This window comes from Okeania hirsuta, from assembly GCF_003838195.1.
GTDB lineage: Bacteria > Cyanobacteriota > Cyanobacteriia > Cyanobacteriales > Microcoleaceae > Okeania > Okeania hirsuta.
On sequence record NZ_RCBY01000032.1, the window covers coordinates 1 to 25,310 of the forward strand.

General features: G+C 37.1%; 8 protein-coding genes. All 8 read right to left on the reverse strand.

Features of this window, described 5'->3' with window-relative positions:
* Nucleotides 1-319: 319 nt before the first annotated feature.
* Complete coding sequence (locus tag D5R40_RS08005; protein ID WP_124142775.1) at nt 320-1,699, reverse strand: cytochrome P450; 1,380 nt, start codon at nt 1,697-1,699, stop codon at nt 320-322.
* A gap of 390 nt (nt 1,700-2,089) precedes the next feature.
* Nucleotides 2,090-3,310 carry a ScyD/ScyE family protein gene (locus tag D5R40_RS08010; protein ID WP_161564292.1) on the reverse strand — a complete coding sequence of 407 codons (1,221 nt, stop codon included), beginning with the start codon at nt 3,308-3,310 and terminating at the stop codon, nt 2,090-2,092.
* 224 nt (nt 3,311-3,534) lie between these two features.
* The gene (locus tag D5R40_RS08015; protein WP_124154469.1) at nt 3,535-10,929 is read right to left on the reverse strand and encodes a non-ribosomal peptide synthetase; all 7,395 of its coding nucleotides are present in this window, start codon (nt 10,927-10,929) and stop codon (nt 3,535-3,537) included.
* Nucleotides 10,926-11,075 carry a hypothetical protein gene (locus tag D5R40_RS34840; RefSeq protein ID WP_161564955.1) on the reverse strand — a complete coding sequence of 50 codons (150 nt, stop codon included), beginning with the start codon at nt 11,073-11,075 and terminating at the stop codon, nt 10,926-10,928. The genes D5R40_RS08015 and D5R40_RS34840 overlap by 4 nt, the downstream gene beginning before the upstream one ends.
* A gap of 54 nt (nt 11,076-11,129) precedes the next feature.
* Nucleotides 11,130-15,239, reverse strand: coding sequence for an SDR family NAD(P)-dependent oxidoreductase (locus tag D5R40_RS08020; protein WP_124154470.1), 4,110 nt, complete (start codon nt 15,237-15,239; stop codon nt 11,130-11,132).
* A gap of 34 nt (nt 15,240-15,273) precedes the next feature.
* Nucleotides 15,274-16,209, reverse strand: a complete 936-nt coding sequence (locus D5R40_RS40870) for a beta-ketoacyl synthase N-terminal-like domain-containing protein (RefSeq protein WP_339379477.1) — start codon at nt 16,207-16,209, stop codon at nt 15,274-15,276.
* Nucleotides 16,206-16,727: a beta-ketoacyl synthase N-terminal-like domain-containing protein gene (locus D5R40_RS40875; protein ID WP_282433614.1), complete on the reverse strand. Its 522-nt coding sequence runs from the start codon at nt 16,725-16,727 to the stop codon at nt 16,206-16,208. Before D5R40_RS40875 ends, D5R40_RS40870 begins: the two co-directional genes overlap by 4 nt.
* Nucleotides 16,728-16,737: 10 nt before the next feature.
* Nucleotides 16,738-25,302 (reverse strand): type I polyketide synthase, encoded by an 8,565-nt coding sequence (locus D5R40_RS08030; RefSeq protein WP_124154471.1) that lies wholly within the window; start codon nt 25,300-25,302, stop codon nt 16,738-16,740.
* Nucleotides 25,303-25,310: the final 8 nt, after the last annotated feature.

The window sequence follows — 25,310 nt, forward strand, 5'->3', positions numbered from 1 at the left end:
GTACCATTGGTGGCCGAAAATTCAGGTTTAATTACTCCGATGCTACCGGATTTGATATAATTACTCCGATGCTACCGGATTTGATATCACTACTAAAAATAATTATCATTCTCATCAAAACCGTCAAATTTTGACAGAGTGGATATCCTTTAAATCCTGATCATACAATAGTTTTGAAGGGCTTGTCACCCCGTGAGCAAACGATGCTACCGGACATGATATGAGCCTTTATCTAGCAATAGTTTAGAGCTGCTTGTCACCCCGTGAGCTTTTAAACCCTTATCCCACAATACCTTTGAGGTACTCACCCCATGAGCATTCACACACTTTGCTGATGCACTACCGTCATTTTTACACCTCTTGTTGGTGATAAGCCAAAGCCTCTTCTTTTTAATTTTTCAGGTTTTTGTTCCTTTAACATTAATTGATGTTGAGAGAGAATGGTAGCAATCACTAACTTCATTTCAAATTGTGCTAATACTTCTCCTATACAACGACGACTACCACCACCAAAAGGAATGAATTGGAAAGGACTATATTTACGTTCTAAAAATCGCTCTGGTATAAATTGTTCATGATTAGGATAAATATCTTCGCGGTGATGAGTTAAATATATACAACCAAAAATAATATCTCTTGGCTTAATCGTATATCCTGAAATATTAACGACCTCTTGAGCCATCCTTGGAAAGGTTGTCATGGCAGCAGGACAAATCCTAAGAGTTTCATTGCAAACAGCAGTGAGATAAGGCAAACGAAAAACTTCCATTGAAGTAGCTGTAGAAGAAAGTGTATTTAATTCTGCTAGCAATTTTTCCAGCACTTGTGGAGTACGATGAAGCCAGTATAAAGCCCAAGCCATGGATGAAGCAGTTGTTTCATGTCCAGCAATTAATAAAGTTATTAATTCATCTCGTAATTCTTTTTCTGTCATTGCTTGTCCATCTTCGTATCTTGCCGACATTAAGAGAGACAATACATCAGAGTGTTTAAAATTGGGACGATCGCGACGGTAATTGATTTCAGCATAGATGAGGTTATTTATTTCTTCTCGTATACGGATAAACTTTCCCCAGGGACTCCAGTTTCCCCAGTCTTTTTGTAAGGAAGGAAAAAAGAATAAAGAAGAAGTGAAAGGAGAAGCAAAAATCTCAGTAAACTTTTTCAGTAGTGCTATTAGTTTTTGATAGCGTTCTCCTTCAATAATTCCAAAAACTGCTTGCGCTATCACTTTTAATGAGATCTCTTGCATAATTTCCGTAGCTAAAAATGGATGGTTAATAGGTAAATTTTTCATCACATCTTCAGTAATCCGCCGAATTAATATTCCATATGCTTCGAGACGTTCTCCATGAAAGGATGGCATTATTAACTGACGACGTTGGCGATGGATATCGCCTTCTGTTGTAACTAGAGCATTATTTCCAACGAATTGTTCAAAAACAATAGCATTTAAGTTTCCAGGAGCAGTAAATTCTTTTCGATCATGAGTAAAAATATACTCTAATATTTTCGGATCGATAACAAACAAGGTATCACCATCACCTATAGGAAGAGGTTTAGCAATAAAAATATCAGGAAAACTCTTGATGTTTGCTTCCAGATAATCAACAGGGTTTAGGAACCATTGTAAAGTTTGTAAGATGATGGGCCTTTTCTCACAAGGAATATTTCTAACTAAGTTATCTGTTACACTCATTTTTCAAAATAAAAAACTAAAAATCGGCATTTGTGATTTTGGCTGTGATTTTCTGGAAATGGTGATTACCTAAATCCTAATTAAAAAGCATTTTATATTTTACAAATTTAGATTTCATAGCTTGATTCAGCAACGCCGATGAATCAAGGGATGAATCTTTTGGAGTCAGGTAAACTCAATCTTTATAATTTCTCTTTCTCCAAGCCTACAATTCATCCCGCATATGCAACGCCTGATTCATCAACGCCTAAAAATCAATCTACTATTGTACGCTTATCAAAACTTTAGAGTATGTGTAATTAATTTTGAATAACTACTTATCTATTTACTAAAGTGATAAAATTTTGTACCCCATTAACTCCGAAACTGCTGTAATCGCAGATTGTCAAATCAGGTTTGAAGAGGTTTCCTGTTTATTTTACTTCTCCTAGAGTAACGAAAGAGAGCTATATTAATCCCAAAAATTAATAGACCCAATATCGAACTACTTTCAGGGACTGGAGTTGCTTCATTAGTAGACTTGAACCTAATGATTTCTCCTAATTCAGAGAAAGGGCCATTATTGGCAACATAGATAGCATTATCAGCTCCAACTGTGATGGCAGTTGGCAAGATTAATTGATCGCCACCAATGTTTCTTCTGGTTCCATCAGAGCTTATCTGAATAAGAGCACCAACAGGATTACCTGTCAATAGAGATTGAGCTGCATATTCTAAAACATACAAATTTCCTTGGTTATCAAAAGCAAGATCGATAATTTGTGTAAAGCCTTCAAGATAAACCTCTGGTTCATTACCAGGGACAACGCGGAATATACGAGCACCATCGTCTGGAAAAGGAAAACCAGTAAGCTCACCGACGTAGAAAGCGCCATCTGGGCCATTAGTAATTGAAGTTGGTACAGATTGTACGGGAATTTCTAATCCTGAGAAAGGATTAATTGCAATTATCTCTTCAAATACTGCTTCTAATGCAGTTTCATTCTCGCTAAGGTCAACACTAAGTAAATCATTTGCTCCTGCATCAATAATAAAAGCAATATTATCCTCAATCAAAAGACTGTAGGGATTACTAATAATATCAGTTTGGTCTGGATTATTGAGAAGTTCATAGTTTGATAGATCGGAAAGTTTTGTCCAAGTTCCTTGATTGAAATCCAGACTAATCAAAGAGCCAAAATCAGGAACTCCTACTATAGGATCGCGATTAGCTGGATTGGTAGCAAAACCAACAACAACATAGCCTAAACCATTTGAATCGAAAGCTATATCATTAGCTCCATTTGCTTCACTTCCATCAGGTAATGCTAAAGAAGGTAAACCAGTAATTACTTGCTCTTGCACTCCATCTTTAATTCTGGTGATAGCACTTGTTGGACCATAACATATCTCTGCTCCTTGTACACTCGGAGATGGAACACAAGGTCCTGGTCCACCTTTACCTGCCTCTGTAACATAGAGTGCATCGTCTGGACCAAAAGCTAGACCTGATGGATTATCCAGACCACTAGCAAATATACTACTTGTAAACGTTATTGATTGTGCTGCTTCTGGAAAACCTAGCATTACGAATAATGAGGTAGCAGCAGTTATTGATATTTTTTTCAACATTCTTAATTCACCTAGAAAAATCGGGAAGCTTGGAAACCTCGGTATTTTAATCAGAGTCATAAAAGCAACACGAGCGACTTTAGTTGCTGTTTCCTTACAGACCGGGGATTATTCCCAAATACCCCTAACTGGAGTAACTTTTGCCTTTGGGATAGGGGAACAGTCTACTTATATAAGTAAGAGTTCTTGACTTTTTTGACTAGTTTTTACAGTTTATAACTGTACTAAATTTTATCGAGAAAATCAAGACATTTTTGTAGCTTTTCAGATAGTGTTGGAAGATTAGTGTCACTTAACATTGTTGTCCTATCACCTGGAACCCATATAACTTCAACTGGTTCAGTTGAAAAGTTATTCCAGTCATAAGACCAATCTTTGATTTCTTCAGCGTTTAGATCCCTCGCTGATTGAGGAATATCTTGCATCCCCCGAAATAGAGTAATGCGATCTGAATAAGTTTCCTGAGGGTTATACCTTAAAAGAGCTATGAGGTTTCCCCTACGGACTTCCATTAAACCTTTTGCCATTAAACGGTTAGCAACAGGGTCTAGTAGTGTAAATGTATTTGTGTTGGCTATCAAATTATCCAATTGTTCATCTAGACTACTTATTTGCGTGAGTTCATCATAGGATGTTAACAACGGATTGTCATTAGGTCTTACTTGAGAAGCTCTTGTAGCAATTTTGATGAGCATTTGTGCATCATCGTCAATATCTTCATCAACTACTAGTGGATAATTATCACGAAGAGGGCCACTAATTCCTAAAATAGCGAGTAGTGCTATTTTATGACCTTGCTTAGTTAACTGTAGAGCCATTTCAAATGTGACATAGCCACCAAAACAATGACCTACTAGGATATAAGGCCCTTCTGGTTGAACACTTTGTATTGCCTTAATATATTTAGCTGCCATTTCCTCAACTCTAGTTTGAGGAGTTTGTATGCCATCAAGACCTTGTGCTTGCAGGACATAAAATGGGCGGTCTGGTTTAAGAAGACGGGCTAAATCTTGTAAGTAAAGAACATTACCACCTGCACCTGGAACACAGAATATAGGTGTTTTTGAACCATGGGAATGAATCTTGACTAAAGAGTCCCACTCTGATGAAGAACTTGGTCTGGAAAGAATTGCAGCCAGCGTTTCAATAGTTGGATTTCTAACAAGCATGGCTAGGGGTAGATTTTTGCTAAATTGTGCTTGTATCTGAGCCATCAAGCGTACCGCTAAAAGAGAATGACCGCCAAGATCAAAGAAGTTATCACGAACACCGATATGTTGTATTTCTAAGACATCCCTCCAGATAGCCAGTAATTGCTCTTCTATCGGTGTAATTGCAGGATAGTAAGCTTCTTTTCGTTGAATTTTAGATGAATCAATTATTGGTAGTGCTTTACGATCTATTTTGCCATTTGGTGTTAATGGTAATGTGTCAAGATGTACAAAAACATTCGGTATCATGTACTCTGGTAATTTATGTTTGAGAAAACTTCGTAAATTGGTGATTTCAGATTCTTTTTCTTGATCGTAAACTACGTAAGCTACTAAAGTTTTACGATCGGGAATATCCTCTCTTGCCATGACTACAGCTTGCTCAATTTGGGGATGGGTGTTAAGCACAGCTTCAATTTCCCCTAGTTCAATTCGGAAACCACGAATTTTTACTTGGTTGTCAATTCGACCTAAAAATTCGATGTTGCCATCATTGAGGTAACGAGCTAGATCGCCAGTTTTGTAAAGGCAAGATGACTCATGATTAAAAGGGTTAAGGATGAACTTTTCACCAGTCAATTGAGGACGATTGAGATATCCTCGAGCTAAACCGTCACCACCAATATATAATTCGCCAGGAACACCAGCGGGTAGTAACTTTAGGTTTGAGTCTAAAATATAAATCTGCGTATTAGCAATTGGACGACCAATTGTTTCTAGTCCTTCGCTACTTCTGAGAGCAAATGTAGAATAGGTAGTTGCTTCTGATGGACCATACAAATCAAAAACAGACTTAATTGTGTCTTGCTTATACAGTTCTTTGACTAGCGATGTGTGCAGAGGTTCACCAGCTAAATTTACTGTTTTAACTGATTCTGGTATCCCATCAACTTTGAGTAACTCAGCTATGACTGAAGGAACAGTATTGATAAGAGTAATGTCTTTTGCTACAGGTAAATTAGTTATCTCTAGGGCATTTTCAGCAAGAATAGATTTACCTCCCCAACACAAAGCAACAAACAATTCAAAGACTGAAAGATCAAAGCAGATAGAAGTAGAAGCTAAAACACCTGCAAGAGATTCTGGAGAAAATACTTCTTTTGCCCAATAGAGTAAATTGATAGTATTACGATGCTCTATAGCTACTCCTTTAGGTACTCCTGTAGAGCCTGATGTATAAATTACATAAGCAAGATGGTTTGGTTTTGCTTCATTTATAGGACAATCTTGCTTATGTTGAGCGATAATTTCCCAATCAGTATCTAAAAAGACTATATGAGCTTTGTTTTGGGGCCAAGATGTTTTCAATTGCTGTTGAGTTAACAGTACTGAAACTTGAGAATCTTCTAAAATCAATGAAAGACGCTCTTGGGGATAATTTGGATCTAATGGTACATATGCTCCACCAGCTTTGAGAATGGCTAGTATTCCCACAACCATTTCTAAAGAACGTTCGACACAAATACCCACCAGTGTTTCCGATCCAATCCCTAAAGATTGCAGATAATTAGCAAGCTGATTTGCACGAATATTTAACTCGTGATAGGTTAGTTGCTTTTCTTTAAATACGATTGCTACAGCTTCTGGTGTTTTTTCTACTTGAGCTTCAAATAGATGATGGATACATTTATCTTGAGGGTAGTTTGCTTGTGTCTTATTCCACTCTACTAACTGTAACTGCTGCTCTGCTTCTGAAAGAGGAGAATAGGATAAATATTGTTCGTTTGGTTTGTTCACAATTGTAGCTAAAGTGTTAGCATAATAGTCTCCCAAACGGCTAATCTGATTCTCATCTAACTGAGCTGCGTTGTAGCTAAAGAACAGTTTAACCAAAGATGAATCAGGGTCTACCATAAAGTTAACCAAAAGGCTTAAATTATTTGCTTCAAAAGTATTCCCACCTAATAACTCTATACCAGTCAGACCTGTTTCTTTTTTATATGCATCAAAATGAATAAAATTAAAAGCCGTTTCAAACAAAGGCTGCCCACCCAAAATTCTCTGCAATTCAGCCATAGGATACTCCCTAACAGGGAGTATCTCTAACTCATTCTCAAAAGTTTCACGAATTAAGTCTATCCAAGTTCCCTCTTGTAGTTGGGAAGAGAAAGGTAAGGTATTTAGAAAAAGTCCCAAAACTTTCTCAACATCATCTGCTTCTGGTCTGCTGTTAGAGACCAACCCTGTTATTATATCTGACTGATTACTTAATACACTTAACACTTTTAAGTGTGCAGCTAACAAAACACTTTTGAGGGGAACGCTTAGAGAATAAGATATCTGCTTCAAACCATCAGAAATATCATATGGCAAATCAACATCATAGTTACGATGTTGCCCAGCATCAGCTCCATCATAAGGATTAAAGGGGCGAGGAAGTTTTGTAAATGTTATTCCTTCAAGTTTTTTGAGCCAATACTCCTGATGTTCTAAATTACTGAGGATTCTTTGCTCTTGAGCCACAAAATCCCTGAACTCAAAAGCTAGTGAATCCTCGATAGCATAGGCTTTTCCTTCAAGCAAGAAAGAATATTTTTGAAGCAATTCAGAAAATAAAGAGGCTACGCTCCACCCATCAAGAATAGCATGGTGAAAGCTCAAACTTAGTTGAAATGTTTCTTCTGTACGAAGATGGATTTGAAAACGTATTAGGGGTGGACGACTTAAATCAAAATTTTGTTTCTTTTCAGTTTCCACCCATGTCGCTAAAGTCAATTCTTGCTCTTCTCCGGACAGATGGCGCAAGTCTTCTACCAGTAATGGAATATCAACTTTCTGATGAACAAGTTGTATTGGTTCTTCAGAAGCAGCTAGGTCGAAAGATGTCCGTAGTATTGGATGACGCCTAACTAAATTTTGTATAGCTTCCTGAAAAACTTCCTGTTTAAAAATACTCCTTAGGTGATAGCTGAAAATGTCATGATATACCACACCATGATTATATTCACTGTGGAATATCATTCCTGCTTGAAGCCTTGCTAAAGGATAGGCATCTTCTATATCATCAGGTAGCTTCTGTCGCTCTGTATTTGAAATTAGACTAAAAGGCTCCGTTTTTATCTCAGAAAAACCAGGACTGAGCGTACTTACCTCTTTTGCTAGCTCGTGAATTGTTTGGTGCTGAAATATTTGCTCAATCGAAAAATCCAAACCAATTTTTTGCCCTAAGACACGAACTTGGATACTCCGAATCGAATCTCCTCCTAGTTCAAAGAAGTTATCATGGATACCAACTTTTTTGAGGTTAAGAACTTTAGCCCAGATATCTGCTAATTTTTGCTCTGTAGAAGTTTTGGGGGCTATATATGTATTCTGCAAATCGGGTCGTATTTGGTTGGGAGTAGGTAAAGCCCGACGGTCTAATTTTCCATTGGGAGTTAAAGGTAGAGTATCTATAAAAACAAAAGCTGAAGGAATGTTTTGACTTGGTAGTTTTGTTTTCAAAAAACTTCGTAGTTCCTGTGAAGTCAGTGCTTGTTCAGATTCTGGAACGATGTAGGCTACTAATTGCTTATCATTGGTTATGTCTTCCCGTACCACTACCACTGCTGTCTTGATAGCGGAGTGCTTGCTAAGAATAGTCTCAATTTCTCCCAGTTCAATTCTGAAGCCACGAATTTTAACTTGATAGTCAATTCGACCTAAAAATTCAATGCTGCCATCATTGAGGTAACGAGCTAGATCGCCAGTTTTGTAAAGGCGAGACTCCGGATCTTCACTAAATGGATTATGAATGAACTTCTCACCAGTAAGTTTAGGACGATTGAGATAGCCACGAGCTAAATTTAACCCGCCAATATGGATTTCTCCTGGAACTCCAATTGGTACCAGTTGTAAATGAGAATCCAGTAAATAAATTTGCGTGTTGGCAATTGGACGACCAATGGGAACAGTGTGTTGCTGACTTTGGTGAGTACACTCCCAAAATGTAACATCTATTGCAGCCTCAGTTGGGCCGTAAAGATTATGCAATTTAGCTTTAAGACGATTGAAAAATTTCTCTTGCAGTTGTAACGATAGCGCTTCTCCACTACAGAACACTTGCTTGAGAGAATCACAAGTTTCTAAGCCAATTTCTTCCAAGAAAACTTGCAGCATAGAGGGGACAAAATGGATCGTAGTTATCTTCTTCTCAGCAATTAGTTTAACTAGATATGCACTGTCTTTATGACCTTCTGGTTTTGCAAGAACTAAACAAGCTCCAGTTATAAGTGGCCAGAAAAACTCCCAAACTGATACATCAAAGCTGAAAGGTGTTTTCTGAAGAACACGATCTACTGTAGTGAGTTTATAAGTTTCTTGCATCCAACACAATCGATTACAAATACCTTGGTGAGTATTCATTGCTCCTTTTGGTTGACCAGTAGACCCGGAAGTGTAGATTGTATAAGCCAAGTTTTTAATAGTTACTTCGCTATTAGGATTATCTTGTTGGTATTGACCAATCTTTTCCCAATCAGTGTCAAGAAAAACTGACTGAGCTTGGTGTTGGGGCAAGGATTTTTCCAGTTGCTTTTGAGTTAACAATACTGATACTTGGGAATCTTCCAGTATGAAGGATAGTCGCTCTTGAGGATAGTTTGGGTCTAATGGTATGTATGCTCCACCTGCTTTAAGAATAGCTAGCAAACCTACTACCATGAGAGGCGATCGCTCCACACAAATACCAACAAGTTTTTCTGATCCAATACCTTTAGCTTGCAAATAATGTGCTAATTGATTAGCTTGCTCATTTAACTGTTGATAAGTTAGTTCCTCTGTTTCAAATACTAAAGCTACACTATTAGGACTTCTTTCAACCTGCTCCTCAAATAACTGATGAATACATTTGTCCAATAAATAGTCAGTTTTGGTATTATTCCATGTAACTAATAACTTATGATGTTCTTCTGTTGTTAGCAAAGGTAATTGTCTTACCTTTTGTTCAGGATTAACAACAATACCTTCTAACAAAGTCTGAAAATGCCCAGCCATACGACATATTGTTGGCTCCTCAAAGAGATCGGCATTGTACTTGAAACATCCTACTAGAGATGAGTTACTTTCCACCATTTCTAGCTCCAAGTCAAACTGACCCTCTTGCTGAGGCATTGACCAAGATTTCAATTTGAGACCTTCTACTTCTACTATTTCTTGTCCTAAGAATAACTGTTGTAGTTTTTCAAATTGTTTAAAGTTTTGCAGAACAAAGCTAACTTGAAAAATTGGAGAATAACTTAAATCTCTATCTGGCTGCAATCGTTCTACTAACAGAGCAAAAGGAAAATCCTGATGAGCAACTGCTTCTTTTACTGTTTGTTGCACCTGAGTTAAAAACTCAGAGAAACTCGGATTTCCTTCCAGATTTGCCCGCATAACCATTGGGTCAACAAAATAACCGACAATATTGGTGAATTCATACCTGGTTCTTCCCGAAGTTGGTGAACCTACTAAAATATCCTCTTGCCCTGTATAACGATGAAGAAGAACTTGAAATGTTGCTAGTAACATCATGTACAAAGTTACTCCTTCTCTTTTAGCTACTTCCCTAATTTCTTTAGTTAAATTTTCTGGTAATTGGAAGTAATAAGAAGCACCATTGTAAGTTTGAATTTTAGGTCTAGGTTTATCAACTGGTAAATTTAGTACAGGTAATTCTCCTGATAATTTCTGTTGCCAATACTCCCAAAGTTCTTTTCCTTTGTCGCTTGCCAATAATTCTTTTTGCCAATGAACATAATCCAAGTAAGTATAGTCAATAGGAGTTAGGCTATTTTTAGTCCCTTCAATTAGTGACTGGTAAATACTGAGCCATTCTTGTACTACTATACCTATAGACCAAGCATCCCAATTAAGATGGTGAAGTACAAGCAAGAGGATATGTTCCTCATGAGAGTATGTAAATAATCTGATTCGCGCTACAGGTCCGTCTTCAAGATTAAAAGGATGTTGGTATTCTTGAACAACTTTAACATTGAGTTCGTTTTCATTCCAGTTAGAAGCATCAATTTGTCTAAAATCAATCTCTAAATTAGAATGTATCTTTTGGAATGGCTCTTGCTCTTGCTGAAGAAAAGTAGTACGCAGCAAAGAATGACGTTCACTTAATAATTGCCATGCCTTCTGTAAAGTATCAAGATTTACTTGAGAATAGATACGGCAGTTAAAGGCTACATTATAAGCTGAACTCTTAGGCGCTAATCGCCACAAGAACCATAGTGCCCTTTGACCAAAGGAAAGGGGGTAAACGTTGAAAATATCTGGGCGTTCCCGCAGCAACTGTAAGATTTTGTCTTTGTGTTGTCTTAGTTGAGCGATTACATCAGCAGTCAACACTTCTTTAGAACCGCCACTGCGTAGCCGTTCTCCCTCAATCCACAACTTTACCCCTTTTAGGGAAAGGTCTTGTAAAAATTCAATCAAGTTCATAGGTCTACCTCTATCCAATCATTATTTTTTACATTAGTTAACAAAGTTTGTTGATTATTTTTTAATTCAACTCCAATTGTTGGATGGGTTTCCTTTAGTTGCTTTTGGATTTCTTTAGTTAGAGCAACTACAGTCAAGCCTTCCATAAATTGGCTCAAAGGAACTTCTATTCCTAGAGCTTTTTGTACCTGATTGCGTAATTATACCGCCATCAAAGAATCTATTCCCATCATGGTCAATGGTTGTTCTAATTCGATTTTTTCAATTTTTATTCCCAATACCTGAGCTATTTCCTCTAAAAGATAAGCTAATAAAATTTTTTCTGTTTCTTCATCGTTAGCTAGTTTTAATTGTGATAAAATTCTTTCTTGTTTTGCTTTTGTCGCTAGTTGATTTGAATCATTTAGCAATTGTGTTTGGCCTGGTTTTACCTCAATTTCTTCTAGAAGTAACCTGACTCTTCCTATCTCGTAAAGTTGTTTAAAGATACTCCAATCAACATTAGCTAAACCAGTTTGGATTTCACTACTATCTAACAATTGTTCTAAAGCGACTAGAGCTTGAGAAGGGGATAAAGGTTTAATGCCTCTTTTCCTTAATTCTAATAGTTGTTCTGTATCAGCCATGCCTCCTCCCGTCCAAGGCCCCCAATTGATAGTTAATCCCGGTAATCCTATGGAGGTACGATAATGAACAAGCCCATCAAGAAAATGGTTAGCTGCAGCATAATGAGCTTGACCAACTGAACCCCATAAAGCAGCAATTGAAGAAAAGCAGATAAAAAAGTCTATCTTTATATCTTTAGTTAGTTGATGAAGAAGCCATCCTCCTCTCACTTTTGGTTGTAAAATTGTACTCATTTGGCTTAGTCCCATCTGTGTTAGTGGTTCAAATTCTGCTACTCCAGCTGCATGAATAATCCCTTTAAGAGGAGGCATAGTTAGTTGGATTTGTTCAAGTACTGCCCTTAATTCTTCCTGATGGGATACATCTGCTTGAGCAACTAAAACCCGCGTTCCTTGTTCTTCTAAATTAGCGATCGCTGCTTGCTTTGTTTGAGCAACTAAAACCCGCGTTCCTTGTTCTTCTAAATTAGCGATCGCTGCTTGCTTTGTTTGATCGGGAGAGCTACGACTGATGAAGACTATATTTCTTACTCCTTTTTCTACCATCCACTTAGCAGTATGTAATCCTAAAGCTCCTAATCCTCCTGTAATCAGGTAAGTTCCCTCTGATTGCCATTGATAAGATTGAGATTTTCTTGGAGATTGCTTAACTAAACGAGCGACATAAGTCTTGTCTCCTCTAATAGAAAGATGATCTTCCGTTGAATTAGAAGTAATCTGATTCAATAGTATTTCTATTTGTTTTTCTCCACCAGTAGGTTCTAAATCGATTAATCCTCCCCAGAGCTGCGGATGTTCTAAAGATATTACTTTCCCTAATCCCCATAATGGAGTTTGAGCTATTGCTAATTCCTCTAGATTTAAAACTAATTGTGCTCCTTCAGTTACTAGCCACAGCTTAGGAATAGAATATTGATGATTTTTAGCTAAGGATTGAACTAAATGCAAGACACTGGCACATCCTAATTTTTCTGCTTGTTCTAGTCCTGTAATTGTTAATTGTTCTGAAGGCAAAGAGTCTAGACTCCACAAATGAATAACATATTTTATCGGTGATTTAGTTTCTGTTAAGATTTGTTGGTATAAACTCTCAAAATCTTGAGAATTACTGGGATTAATTTGATAAACTCCACAGCTTAATTTTTGCCAACTCTCACCAGGATAGACTAGAGTAATTTCTTGACCTAATTGCTGTAAATGTGCTGCTAAAGATTTTCCTTTTCCTTTAGTATCCGTAAAAATTAGCCAATGACTTAATTCCATCTCCGGTATTATGTTTTGATACACCCCAGATACAGAATAAATAGGCTGCCATTGTAGTTGATAAAACCAATCTTGGAGTTCTTTTTGTCGTTGAGTTGAAATCAGATTAAGCAGAGCTTTACTACTAGTACGTTTAGAGGTAAGACCCTCAATTTCAGCTATTAATGCTCCCTCCTCATTAAACAAGTTAAAATTTGAAGAAACAGTTTCTGGATCGAGTTCTTGAGGAGAGCTTAGTTGTACTTGACTCCAAAGTTGGGAGGTGAAGGGACGATATAATTTTAACCGTTTTAATTCTATGGGCAAATAAATATCTATATTTTTAGATAATTCATCTTTTTTTGCCAATCTCAAAGCGTATCCTGAATGAAGGCAGGAATCTAAGAGAATTGGATGTATTTGGTAAGATTGAGATTGTAGAGAGAGATGAGGTGGTAACTGGCTGAAACTAAGAGCTTTTTCTTGACTTACATAAAGTTTTTGTACTCCTTGAAAATTAGAACCATAATACATTCCAAACTCAGTTAAACTTTCATAGAAGGAAGAAATACTCATCTGTTTGCCATATTCTTGTTCAATAAGTGATAAGTCGAATCCTCTCTTTTCCTCTGGTATTTCTCCTCTAAGGAGTTTACCTGAAATATGAAGTGTCCACACAGGTGCTTGTTGTTCTTCAGCTATATTTAAGCTAAAAATTTCAAAGGTATAACCATTTTTTTGATCGGGTTTCAATATTAACTGAAGAGTTTTTGCTTTTTTCTCAGATAAAATTAAAGCCTGGTAAATATTTACTTCTTCTAGTATTAGATTGGAATCTTGGAAAATAGCTACTCCTGCAGCTAAAGCCATCTCTAAGTATGCAGCAGCAGGTAAAACTGGTTGACCAAAAACTTGATGATCGTTGAGATAAGAAGGCTCAGAAGCACTTAATTGAGTCTGGAATAAAATTTGATTTTCCAAGCCAACTATATGCAATCTTTCTCTCAGTAAAGGATGCAGAACAGCCTTTTTAGGTAAACAACTATTTGTCTCCACCCAATAGCGTTGCCGTTGGAAAGGATAAGTAGGCAATAGTACCTTGTTACATAAAGATTTTCGGTGAAATCCTGTCCAATCTATATCCACCCCCTGTACATACAATTTTCCTAAACTACACAGCATCTGTTCCCATGCACCTACTTCTTCACGCAAAGATGCTAACCATAAGTACTTGTTTTCTCCTACACATTGACTTCCCATTCCTAATAAGATCGGCTTTGGTCCTATTTCTATAAATATTCCATAATCTTCTGTTTCTAATGTCTTGATACTATCTGCAAATCTGACTGGTTTCATTACATGATTCACCCAATACTCTGCTGTGGCTATACTAGGAGCGGCTCTTTCTCCTGTTACATTGGAAATTATGGGAATCTCTGGTGCATGGTAACTTATTTGTCTTGCTTGAGTTTCAAATGAGTTTAACATTTCTTGCATCACGGGTGAATGAAAACCGTGGGATACTTTCAGGGTTGTGGTTTTTATTCCTTTTGCTGTCAACAGGGACACTATTTCTGCGATTTCTGGAGTAGCTCCTGATATGACTACATTTTCTGGTCCATTGATGGCTGCTATGGCTACTTGCTCTGAATCAGGTGCAATTATTGATTTAATTTCTGCTTCTGCTGCTCTGACTACTACCATTTGACCACCAGAGGGTAATTGTTGCATTAACCTGCCTCTGTGAGCAATTAGTTTCAAGCCATCTTCTAAACTAAATATTCCGGCAATGCAAGCTGCTACATATTCTCCTACGCTATGCCCCATGAGTATATCTGGTTTGATGCCCCATGACTGCCATAGTTGACACAGAGCGTATTCTATGGCAAATAAGGCTGGTTGAGTGTAGGCTGTTTGGTTGATTAAATCTGAGTTTTGTGTTGTTTGTGTATCTGGATAAATTACGGAAAGTAAGGAATGTTCTAGATAGGGTTGCAAGAGCTGGGAACATTGGTCAACTGTGTGGCGAAATAGTGGCTGAGTTTGGTATAACTCTTTTCCCATATTCAGATATTGGGAACCCTGTCCTGTAAATAGGAACGCTTTTTTGGGTTGACTATTGTTGTCAGAAACTTTATTAGTGTATAATCCTGCTACTTTTGCTGCTTTTTGGTGATGAGCTAGTTTTGAGACTAACTCCTCTAAGTTGGAAGCAAGAATAGCAAGTCGATGGTGAAAATGGAATCGTCCACTATTTGCTGTGTAACATATATCTTCTAGTTTTAATTCTGAATGAATTTGCAGATGATTTTGATAACAACTGACTAATTCTGCTAAAGCTTTTTCTGTTTTTGCCGAGAGGGTTAACAAATGTTTTGGTCTCTCACTCTTAATTCTTAATTGTTGTTCTAATCCTCCTTGATTAAGGATAGGGGGGTGCATCTCGTCTTGAACAACAATTAATAATTTAGAGTGACTAAATTATTAATTGTTGTTCTAATCCTCCTTGATTAAGGATAGGGGGGTGCATCTCGTCTTGAACAGGGGCTTCTTCTAAGATTAAATGAGCATTAGTTCCACTTGCACCAAAGGAGTTAATTCCCGCAATTCTTGTACCATCTTTAACTTGCCAAGAAGTTAATTCAGTGGGTACAACTAGAGGAAAATCTTTCCAGTTAAACTTAGGAGTTGGATTTTTAAAATGTAGATGAGGAGCTATTTGTTGATGTTGCAATTGAAGTATTGCTTTGATTACTCCTGCTATTCCAGCGGCTGAACTCAAATGACCGATATTAGTTTTTACCGACCCAATCATTAATGGTTTTTTCTTAGTTCTTTCTGCTCCAAATACCTCTGCCAAAGAATTTAGTTCAATAGGATCTCCCAAAGCTGTTCCTGTGCCATGGGTCTCTATATAACTTACTTGAGAAGGTTCTATTTTTGCTGCTTTTAGAGCTTGATGTATTAACTGTTTCTGAGAATTCCCATTAGGAACTGTAAAACCACTACTTGGTCCATCTTGATTCACAACTGAACCTCGGATCAGTGCCAAGATACGATCTCCTGATTCTAAAGCATCTGATAGACGTTTGAGAACTAATACACCACAGCCTTCACCCCAGGTAGTGCCATTAGCTGCTGCATCAAAAGTTTTACAGTAACCATCTGGTGAAAGCATTTTCGCTTTGGAAGCAACTATCATACTATCTGGCAATAACATTAGATTGACACCCCCTGCTAAAGCCATCTGACATTCTTGTTGTCGTAGGCTTTGGCAAGCTTGATGAATAGTTACTAAAGAAGAGGAGCAGGCTGAATCTATAGTCATAGAAGGACCAGTAAATCCTAAAATATAAGAAATACGGCCTGCAGCAAGATTTAAGAAAGATCCCCCTAACAGATAAGGTTCTATACTACTATCATATTTTGCGCGATGGGTAGCGCATAATCATAAGCGGTGATACCAACAAAAACCCCTGTAGGACTTCCCTCCGATCGTTGAGGAATTTGTCCAGCATTTTCGAGAGCTTGCCAACAAACTTCTAAAAATAAACGATGTTGGGGATCTATGGCGATCGCTTCGCGAGGTGAAATCCCAAAAAAACCTGGATCGAATTGACTTACATCGAAATCATCTAAAAAACCACCTCGATGAGTATACATTTTTCCTGGGATTTCTGGATTAGGATCGTAGTAAGCATCGACGTCCCACCTCTGAGGAGGAATTTCTGTGATTGCATCCACTCCTTTAGACAAAAGTTGCCAAAATTTTTCAGGGTCATTAGCACCACCTGGAAAACGACATGCCATCCCAACTATAGCAATCGGTTCTGTTTTGGCTCGCTCAATTGCTTCTAGTTTTGTTACTGCTTTATTAAGAGCTATAAATACTCGCTTAGAATCAGCTAGGTGATTTTCTTTTTCTTCCATGTTTTCTATTTTAATTCTCCTCCAACAAAGTTTCTAACTTGGTAAGTTTTGTTGCGATTGAGAGTTGGATACTTTCTTCAGATAACTCTTCTACCTCTGACAATTCTTGAATTTTATTTGATTCAGCCTTGGAAAATTCAGAGCGTTCAATGTTTTCTAATTCCCATCCCAGTATACTTGAGGCAATGTGATCGGCTAGACTAATAACGTTAGAAAAATTAAAAATCAAAGTCGTAGGTAAAGAGCAATTCAGGCTATCTTCTAGTCGATTTTTGAGTTCAACTGCCATTAGAGAGTCCATACCCATTTCAAAAAAACCTTGCTCTAAACTTGGCAATTGATCTATTTTTAATCCTAATATTTTTCCTATTTCTTTTTGAAGATATGTGATTAATAGATTTCTGCGTTCAGTTTTAGGAGCAGTCTCCATTTTTTTAATAATTTCGAGCTTTTGCTTGGAAGTTGAACGTTTTGTTTCAACTTGTTTGACATTAATTTCTTCTAGAAGTAATCGCTGTCTTCCTGTACTATAAAGTTGTTTGAATAAATCCCAATTAACATTAACTACAGTTGTTTGGACACTATGACTGTTCCATAGTAATTCTAAAGCAGCTATTCCTTGTTGAGGGGATAAAGACTCTATACCTTTTTCTTTTAATTCTCTCAAAAATTCTTCTGATGCCATACCACCTCCAGACCATGGTCCCCAATTAACAGTAAAACTTGGTAATCCCTGAGCTTGTCGATAAGAAGATAACACATCTAAAAAATGATTGCCTGCACTATAGTGAGCTTGACCAACTGCTCCCCAAACAGAGGCAATGGAAGAAAAGCTGACAAAAAAATCTAACTCTCGATCTTTAGTAATTTGATGAAGTATCCATCCACCAATAATTTTGGGACTCATTACTGCTAATAACTGTTCTACTTGCATCCGTTCGATCCGTTCACTTCTTTGTTTTCCTGCTGCATGAATAATTCCTTTTAAGGTAAACATATAACTATCTATTTTGTCAAGTACTTTCAACATTTCTTCCGGATTGCATACATCAGCTTGAACTGTAACAACTTCAGCTCCTAGCTGTTTCAAATCACTTAGATATTTTTGTTTGTCCTCCGAGAGAGACGATCTACTTATCAAAACCAAATATTTTGCTCCTTTGGATACCATCCACTTAGCTACATGTAATCCTAAAGCACCAAGTCCTCCAGTAATAAGATAGGTAGCATTAGAAGAAAATGATATTGGAGCAGATAATTTAGGACATTGCTTGAATAAACGAGCTACATAAATCTGTTTTTCTCGTAAAGCTAGATGATCTTCTATTTGATTACTCGTCAAAATTTCTACAAGTGTTTCTATTTCATTTTGCGAACCTTGCAAATCTAAATCTATTAATCCTCCCCATAATTGTGGATGTTCGAGAGATATTACTCGACCTAAACCCCACAAAGGTGATGTTGCAACTGTTAGTTCTTCAATTTTAGATAATACAGGCTGAGATCCCCTTGTAACTATCCACAATTGAGGGGAACTGGATATGGAAATTTTAACCAAACTCTGTAACAGGTACAGTAAGCTACCACATCCCCATATTTGTACTTGCTCTAACTGAGAAATGCTTAAATTTTCCGAAGTAGGAGCATCTAAACTCCACAAATGAATGACTCTCTGGCAAGATAATTGCTTTGAGGTTATTATTTCCTGACAAAGTTTTTCAAACTCATCAAAATTACATGGATTTAGTAGATAGGTTCCACTTTCAGGATTTTTGAAACTTTTTCCACGATAAACTAAAGTACATTTATGTCCTTGTTCTTTCAGTTTTGTTGCTAGTTTTTTCCCTACTCCTGTAGAATCAGCAAAAATTAACCAATGGCTCAGTTGAATAGCAGAATTATCTTCGTTAGGTATTAAGGGTTGCCAAAGTAATTGATAAAAATAATCTTTAACTTGATTTTCGATAATTTCTTTTTGATGGGTTTTTGCTATTAATTCTAACAACTTTGGGATAAATTTTGACTCAATTTCTGATAGTTCATTCTTCTCTTTTAAATGCTGCGTTAAATACTCCACATTTCCATCAATAAGCATTTGATTGATCCTGGTTTCAATGGAAGTAATAAAACTTGAATCTTTACTGATATTTTCTTGTTTTTCTTTCTCTAATAATTCTGTTTCTTCCGGTAAAAATATGATTGGTAATTTTACTTGATACTGTGGATAGTTTTGATAAAATTCATACCAATTTATCGGCATTCCTAGAACATATAATTGAGATAAACTTTGCAACATTATTTGCCAGTTTGAATATTGTTCTCGAAGGCTAGAAAGCCAAATTCCTGCTTCTTCTCCCAGATGAGATCTCCCCATTGACAAAGTAACTGCTTTTGGACCAATTTCAATAAAGATTTTACAACCCTGTTTATATGCAGTTTCTATAGCAGTAGAAAATTTTACAGGTTCTCCCCATACCTTCCTCCAGTATGTAGAATCTACCTCTTCATTCAGTAATTCACCTGAGATAGCTGAAACAAAAGGAATTTTTGAACTAGAGTAATTTACACCTTGGTGAATTTGATCGACAAGTCCTAGTATCGGTTTAATTCTGTCAGTATGATATCCTTCGGCAAAAGGGAGTTCTTTTACTAATACACCCTCTTTTCTAAGCTTTTCAGCTACTAATTGAATTGTTTGAGGATCGCCGACTACAGTATTGCGATAACCACCATAAGAAATAATTTTAATTTCTTGAATGTAGGGTTCAATTGTTTCTTCAACATATTTTTCACTGGCTATAATACCAATAGCTTGACAATTTATTTCTAATTTACTATCCCAAAGCTTTCCAATAGAAACTAATAATTTTAAGCCTTCTTCTAAATTAAATATTTCTGCAATTAATGCTGCCGAGTACTCTCCAAAACTATGACCCATTACTAAGCTTGGCTCTACTCCCCAAGACTTCCACAATTCGCTTAAAGCATATTGAATTGCAAACAACATTGGTAATCTGTAAATATGTTTTATTTCTGACAAATTATCAACTTTGTTTGAGTACAATAATTCCAGTAAAGACTGACCTGTATAATCACTAATAATTTTATGGCATTGGTCAATTGATTGACGGAATTTTGGTTGAGTTTCATATAGTTCTTTGCCCATATTTGGGTAAAAAGTACTGTAGGGGCTAAAAATAAAACCTACCTTCAAAAAATCACTATTTTTAATCCTGTCATTCCAAAGATTTTCTACATCTTTTCCAGCTACAAAATCTGTGAGTTTTGCAAGTACTTCTAAAGTAGATTGTGCTATAACTGCCAAACGATATTCTGACAATGATTGCTTAGTATTCACTAAGAAACAAAGCTCTGATAATTTAACTTCTGGATGTTGTTCTATACTAAGTATAGTATTTTTAGCTAAATGTAATAATTCCTGTTGACTAGAAGCAGACAAGCAAAAAATTTGAAGAGGAAAATCTATTTTTGGTACTGAATAAACATTACACGATGACTCAAATTGATGATTTTTGGTTTGTGCTGTTTCTATCCAGTAACGTTCTCGTTGGAATGGATAAGTAGGCAATTCTACTTTCTGACAAGCATAATCTTGGTCAAACCCTAACCAATCTATTTTCGCACCCCGTACATACAACTGCCCTAAACTTAATAGTATTTGTTGCCACTCATCCACTCCCGGTCGTAATGATGGTAACCATTCTCCTTCACTCTCTGGCAAACATTGCCTTCCCATGCCGAATAAGATTGGTTTCGGTCCGATTTCTAGAAATATTTTATATCCTTGCTGATGAAGAGTTTTCATACTTTGGGCAAATCTTACTGGTTCTCGTACATGACGAGTCCAATATTCAGGAATAGTTATTTCCGCACCTACTTTTTCACCAGTCACATTTGATATTAGTGGTATTTTAGGTTGACTATAGGTTACTTCTTTAGCTACTGCTGCAAATTCTGCCAACATTGGTTCCATCAATGGTGAATGAAAAGCATGAGAAACTTGTAACTGCTTGGTTTTAACCCCCACTGCTTCTAACTTACTACAAATGGTAGCGATCGCTCCACTCTCACCTGAAATTACTATACTTTTTGGTCCATTTATCGCTGCTATTGTCACTTGGGAACTATATTCGCCTACGGCCTCTGTCACTTGAGATTCTGATGCCATAACAGATACCATCTCACCACCGGAGGGTAACTTTTGCATTAACCTGCCCCGCATAGCGATTAGTTTGAGACCATCTTCTAAACTGAAAACTCCTGCAACGCAAGCTGCTACATATTCTCCTACGCTGTGGCCCATTACCACATTTGGTTTTATTCCCCAAGATTCCCATAACTTGAACAAAGAGTATTCAATAGCAAACAGAGCTGGTTGAGTATAAGCAGTTTGATCTATTAAAGATGAACTTGAATTTTCAGCATCTTGATGATATAGAATTTCTAAGAGCGGATGTTCTAGATACGAACTTAGGATTTGGTTACATTCCTCTAAAGCTTGACGGAAAGTTGGCTGAGTTTCATATAGTTTTCTTCCCATATTCACATACTGGGAACCTTGACCTGTAAATAGGAAGGCTAATTTTGGATAACTACTATCACTTGATAGTTTTCCTGAAAATACTCCGACGACTTCCTCCCCTGCTTTGTGTTGCAAAAGTTTTTTCGTTAATTCTTGTGGGTTACTAGCAATGACTCCTAGTCGATGATTAAACTGAGCTCGCCCAGTGTTAGCTGTATAACATACATCTGCCAGTTCTAATTCTCTATTAGTTTCCAGATAATTTTGATAATGACTCACTAACTCATCCAAAGCTTTTTCTGTTTTTGCTGAGAGAGTTAACAAATGAGGTTGCTCCTCTAACTGTTGCGTTTTAACTTGAGTTGGTACTTCCTCAAGAATAACGTGAGCATTTGTTCCACTGAAACCAAAAGAACTTACCGCTCCTACACAACTTTCATCTCCATCATATTTTTCCCATAGCTTACCCTCCATCGGAATTACACCAGGAATCCCTGTCAAACTCATATAAGGATTCAGCTCTTTCAAATGTAAATGAGGTGGTATATATTTATTTTGCAGTGACAACACCACCTTGATTAACCCGGCAATACCCGCTGCCGCTTCAGTATGACCAATATTTGTCTTTACTGAACCGATCGTTAAAGGGCGTTCCGAACCACGATTGTTTCCATACACCACTTCCAGAGCCTTAATTTCTACTGGATCTCCCAAAGAAGTACCCGTACCATGGGCTTCTACATAAGATACTTGATTAGCTGATATTCCTGCTATAGACAACGCTTTCTGAATCACCGCTTCTTGAGCTGATTGATTTGGTGCAGTCATTCCATTACTAGCACCATCCTGATTAATTGCTGTGCCCCGCACCACTGCTAAAATTGGGTCTCTATCTTCTATGGCCTGTTTCAAAGACTTGAGAACTACAACTCCACAACCTTCACTTCTTACATAACCGTTTGCAGAGGCATCAAAAGTCTTACAACGTCCATCTGGCGATAACATCCCTGCTTGAGAGAAACTAATACTCAACTCTGGAGACAACAATAAATTCACCCCTGATGCCAAAGCTAATTCACATTCACCATTCCGTATACTTTGACAAGCTAAATGAACAGCACTTAGAGATGATGAACAGGCCGTATCTACTGTTATGGCTGGACCATTCAATTTCAAAAAGTAAGATAATCTTCCTGCACCGATAGCATTAGAACTACCTGTGGCAAAATATAGGTTTAAATCTTGCTCCTGATTATGTTTGTTCTGTAGCTGTTCATAATCATGAAAAGCAATACCTACAAATACTCCTGTTTCTGTTCCTGAAAGAGATTCTGGATTAATGCCAGCATTTTCTAGTGCCTTCCAGTTTTCTTCTAGTAATATACGTTGTTGTGGATCTATATATTTTGCTTCACGGGGGGAAATATGGAAAAAATCTGCATCAAATTTGTCAACTTCAGAAATAAAACCACCATAACGACTAGATATTTTTCCTGGTTGATTTTTATCGGGATTGTAATATTTTTCAATATCCCAACGATTCAGAGGTACTTCCGTAATTGCATCAATGCCATTACACAGCAGTGACCAATACTTTTGGGGGCTATCAGCATCTCCAGGAAACCGACAAGCCGTTCCTATAATTGCTATCCCATTTTCTAATTGAGCTGCCGAAAAACCTGAATCAGTTTTTTCGGCTTTTGGCTCTGGTTGTGCGATTTTTGGCAACAACTCAGAAATATTCTTGTGTTTAGCCTGTGTTTCTCCCTTAAAATAACTAGCGATCGCCTTTGGAGTTCCATATTTAAAGAAGAAGTTCGGCTCGATTTTTACTTCCAGTTTTTTCTCCAATAAATATTTCAGTTCTAACAGTTCCAAAGATTCGATTCCCATTTCCATCAGTGGGCGATCTGAATCAAAAGAGCATTTCTTATTCATTACTGTCCGAACACAACCAGCCACAACTTCATCTACATCTTCTTCTATTTCTACTTTTTCCTGCTGATTTTTTTCAACTCCTACACCATCAAAACGTTGACGATTATGGATATCGTATTCTATCAGAACACCATAACCTTGATTTTCTATATCCTTGGGCCTATAACCAGGAAGAACTTTTTGAATTTTTGCCCCATGTATTTGATGAAAGCGCAAAATCTGGTCTACCAGTAGTCCTGATTCATTTTTTTTGTGGATATATTCTGCCATTGGTATTGGGGAATAGTCTGGATAATTACGACAACGAGTTACTCCCACAACCCTTTCCACACCACCCATCACAGCACAATACTGAAGCATCCATTCCAGTAATTGATCCCCTAACCCTTGGTTTTGCAACTCTGGCAAAATATTCGTAGCTAGTAATTGTATCACTACTCCTGATTCAGTATGTAATGATGGCACTTCTACAAAGGTTCTATTCTCCAAAACTTCTGTCCGTTCGATCCTTTGGGAATAGATAGCTCCAACAATCTTATCCTCAAGCTCCAAAACAAACTGCCCTTGTGGAAAATTCAAAATCCGCCTCTGAATTTCTTCACTGTCAACCCGGAGATTTTCTGACCAACACAATTCCTCTAGTACTATTAGCTCTGGTAAATCCTTAATTGTAGGATGGCGCAACTTGTAAGGCTTTTTCTCAAAACAATTTAAGGTGATACGACTAAATGGAAAATTCTGAGGATATCGTTTCGAGAACTCCCACTTGGGGAATAAACCTACTTCAGCAGCACAACTGAGAAACACATCAGCTTCCACCAGATGTTGACTTGAGAAAGCTTGTAAAGCATCAAAATGCAGGTTATTACTACTGTCTAAAAATTTGTTTACTACTTCTGGTTCTAAACAATGAACTTCCAGAATCATCATCCCATTTTTAGTAACCACAGAAGACCATCTTTCCAGATGTTCTACCAAGCTTTGTATCATAATCTGGGCCGGAATCAAACCGCCGTCTGAATCTACATAAACCCCTGAGTAAGAAAGTTGACTCCGCTTTTTTGCTGCTTCTAAGTTTTGGGGAGGGATAAATGGGCGATCGTGGTCCAAAAAGGAGCGAATGTGGAGAATTTTTTCTGGCTCGTCAATTCCATGAGTTCTTAAGTCAGATATCATTTGTTGTGGGTTTCCAATATCCCCCTTCATTAGCAAGTTAGGAATACCTGCTAAAGTTAATGCAGATTCTTGCAACGATGCTTGGTTATAATCTACTCCTATCATCTGCACTGGATATTTGTCTAGCACTTTTCCCCTAGCAGATTTTGTACTGATTACTTGATAAACCCGTTTGAGTAGTGTACCATCACCACAACCCATGTCTACAATATAGTTTGGTTGTTCGTAATAGGGTAATTGATTAAAAATACTCAGAATTAATTCGTCTACATCAGCAAAAAACTTCTGGTGTTGAAAACCATTGCTCATTACGTTCAATTTTCGATCGATGTGACTTTCACTTCCTTGTTCGTCTCTACAAAATACTGTTTGACTTTTTCCAAATAATACGTCTGAAATCTGCAACAACATGGGAGTATAGGAAGCGGTAACTCCCGTAATTAGTATTCTCTCTACTATAAATTTACCCAGAGCGGTCAGGCATAAATTATTTTCATAATCATTCGATTTTTGGCTATGTTTTTGGACTGTTATCGAACTTTTCTCAGCCCATCCTTTAGCTATAAATAATGTTGATAATTCTTCTCGTATATGAGGACTTACACCAGAGAATAAAGGTTTTTCTTCCTGGTCTACTGCTAATAAATTATGCTTGTGAAGCGCTAGCATAATTGGTATTATTAGAACTCCATCTAAGAAATCTGCTATTGTTATATCATTAATATGCCACTGCTGTTGAGAAAGCTCTATCCAACTTTTGAGAATACTAGGCTTTTCTTTTCCTAGTAAGTAGGATTCTATAGGTAGGTTGTATAAGTCTAATATTTTTTCAGGAATGGACAAGTAAGCTTGAGAATTTTCTGTGAGGGAGTATTCACCAACTTCATTTTTTGATAGCCAACCTAGGGATTGCATCATTCTTAAGG

Bases quoted from the DNA above. Each gene is read 5' to 3' on its own strand.
- D5R40_RS08005 (WP_124142775.1), bottom strand. From the start codon at position 1,699: ATGAGTGTAACAGATAACTTAGTTAGAAATATTCCTTGTGAGAAAAGG.
- D5R40_RS08010 (WP_161564292.1), bottom strand. From the start codon at position 3,310: ATGTTGAAAAAAATATCAATAACTGCTGCTACCTCATTATTCGTAATG.
- D5R40_RS08015 (WP_124154469.1), bottom strand. From the start codon at position 10,929: ATGAACTTGATTGAATTTTTACAAGACCTTTCCCTAAAAGGGGTAAAG.
- D5R40_RS34840 (WP_161564955.1), bottom strand. From the start codon at position 11,075: ATGGAAGGCTTGACTGTAGTTGCTCTAACTAAAGAAATCCAAAAGCAA.
- D5R40_RS08020 (WP_124154470.1), bottom strand. From the start codon at position 15,239: ATGCACCCCCCTATCCTTAATCAAGGAGGATTAGAACAACAATTAAGA.
- D5R40_RS40875 (WP_282433614.1), bottom strand. From the start codon at position 16,727: ATGGAAGAAAAAGAAAATCACCTAGCTGATTCTAAGCGAGTATTTATA.
- D5R40_RS08030 (WP_124154471.1), bottom strand. From the start codon at position 25,302: ATGATGCAATCCCTAGGTTGGCTATCAAAAAATGAAGTTGGTGAATAC.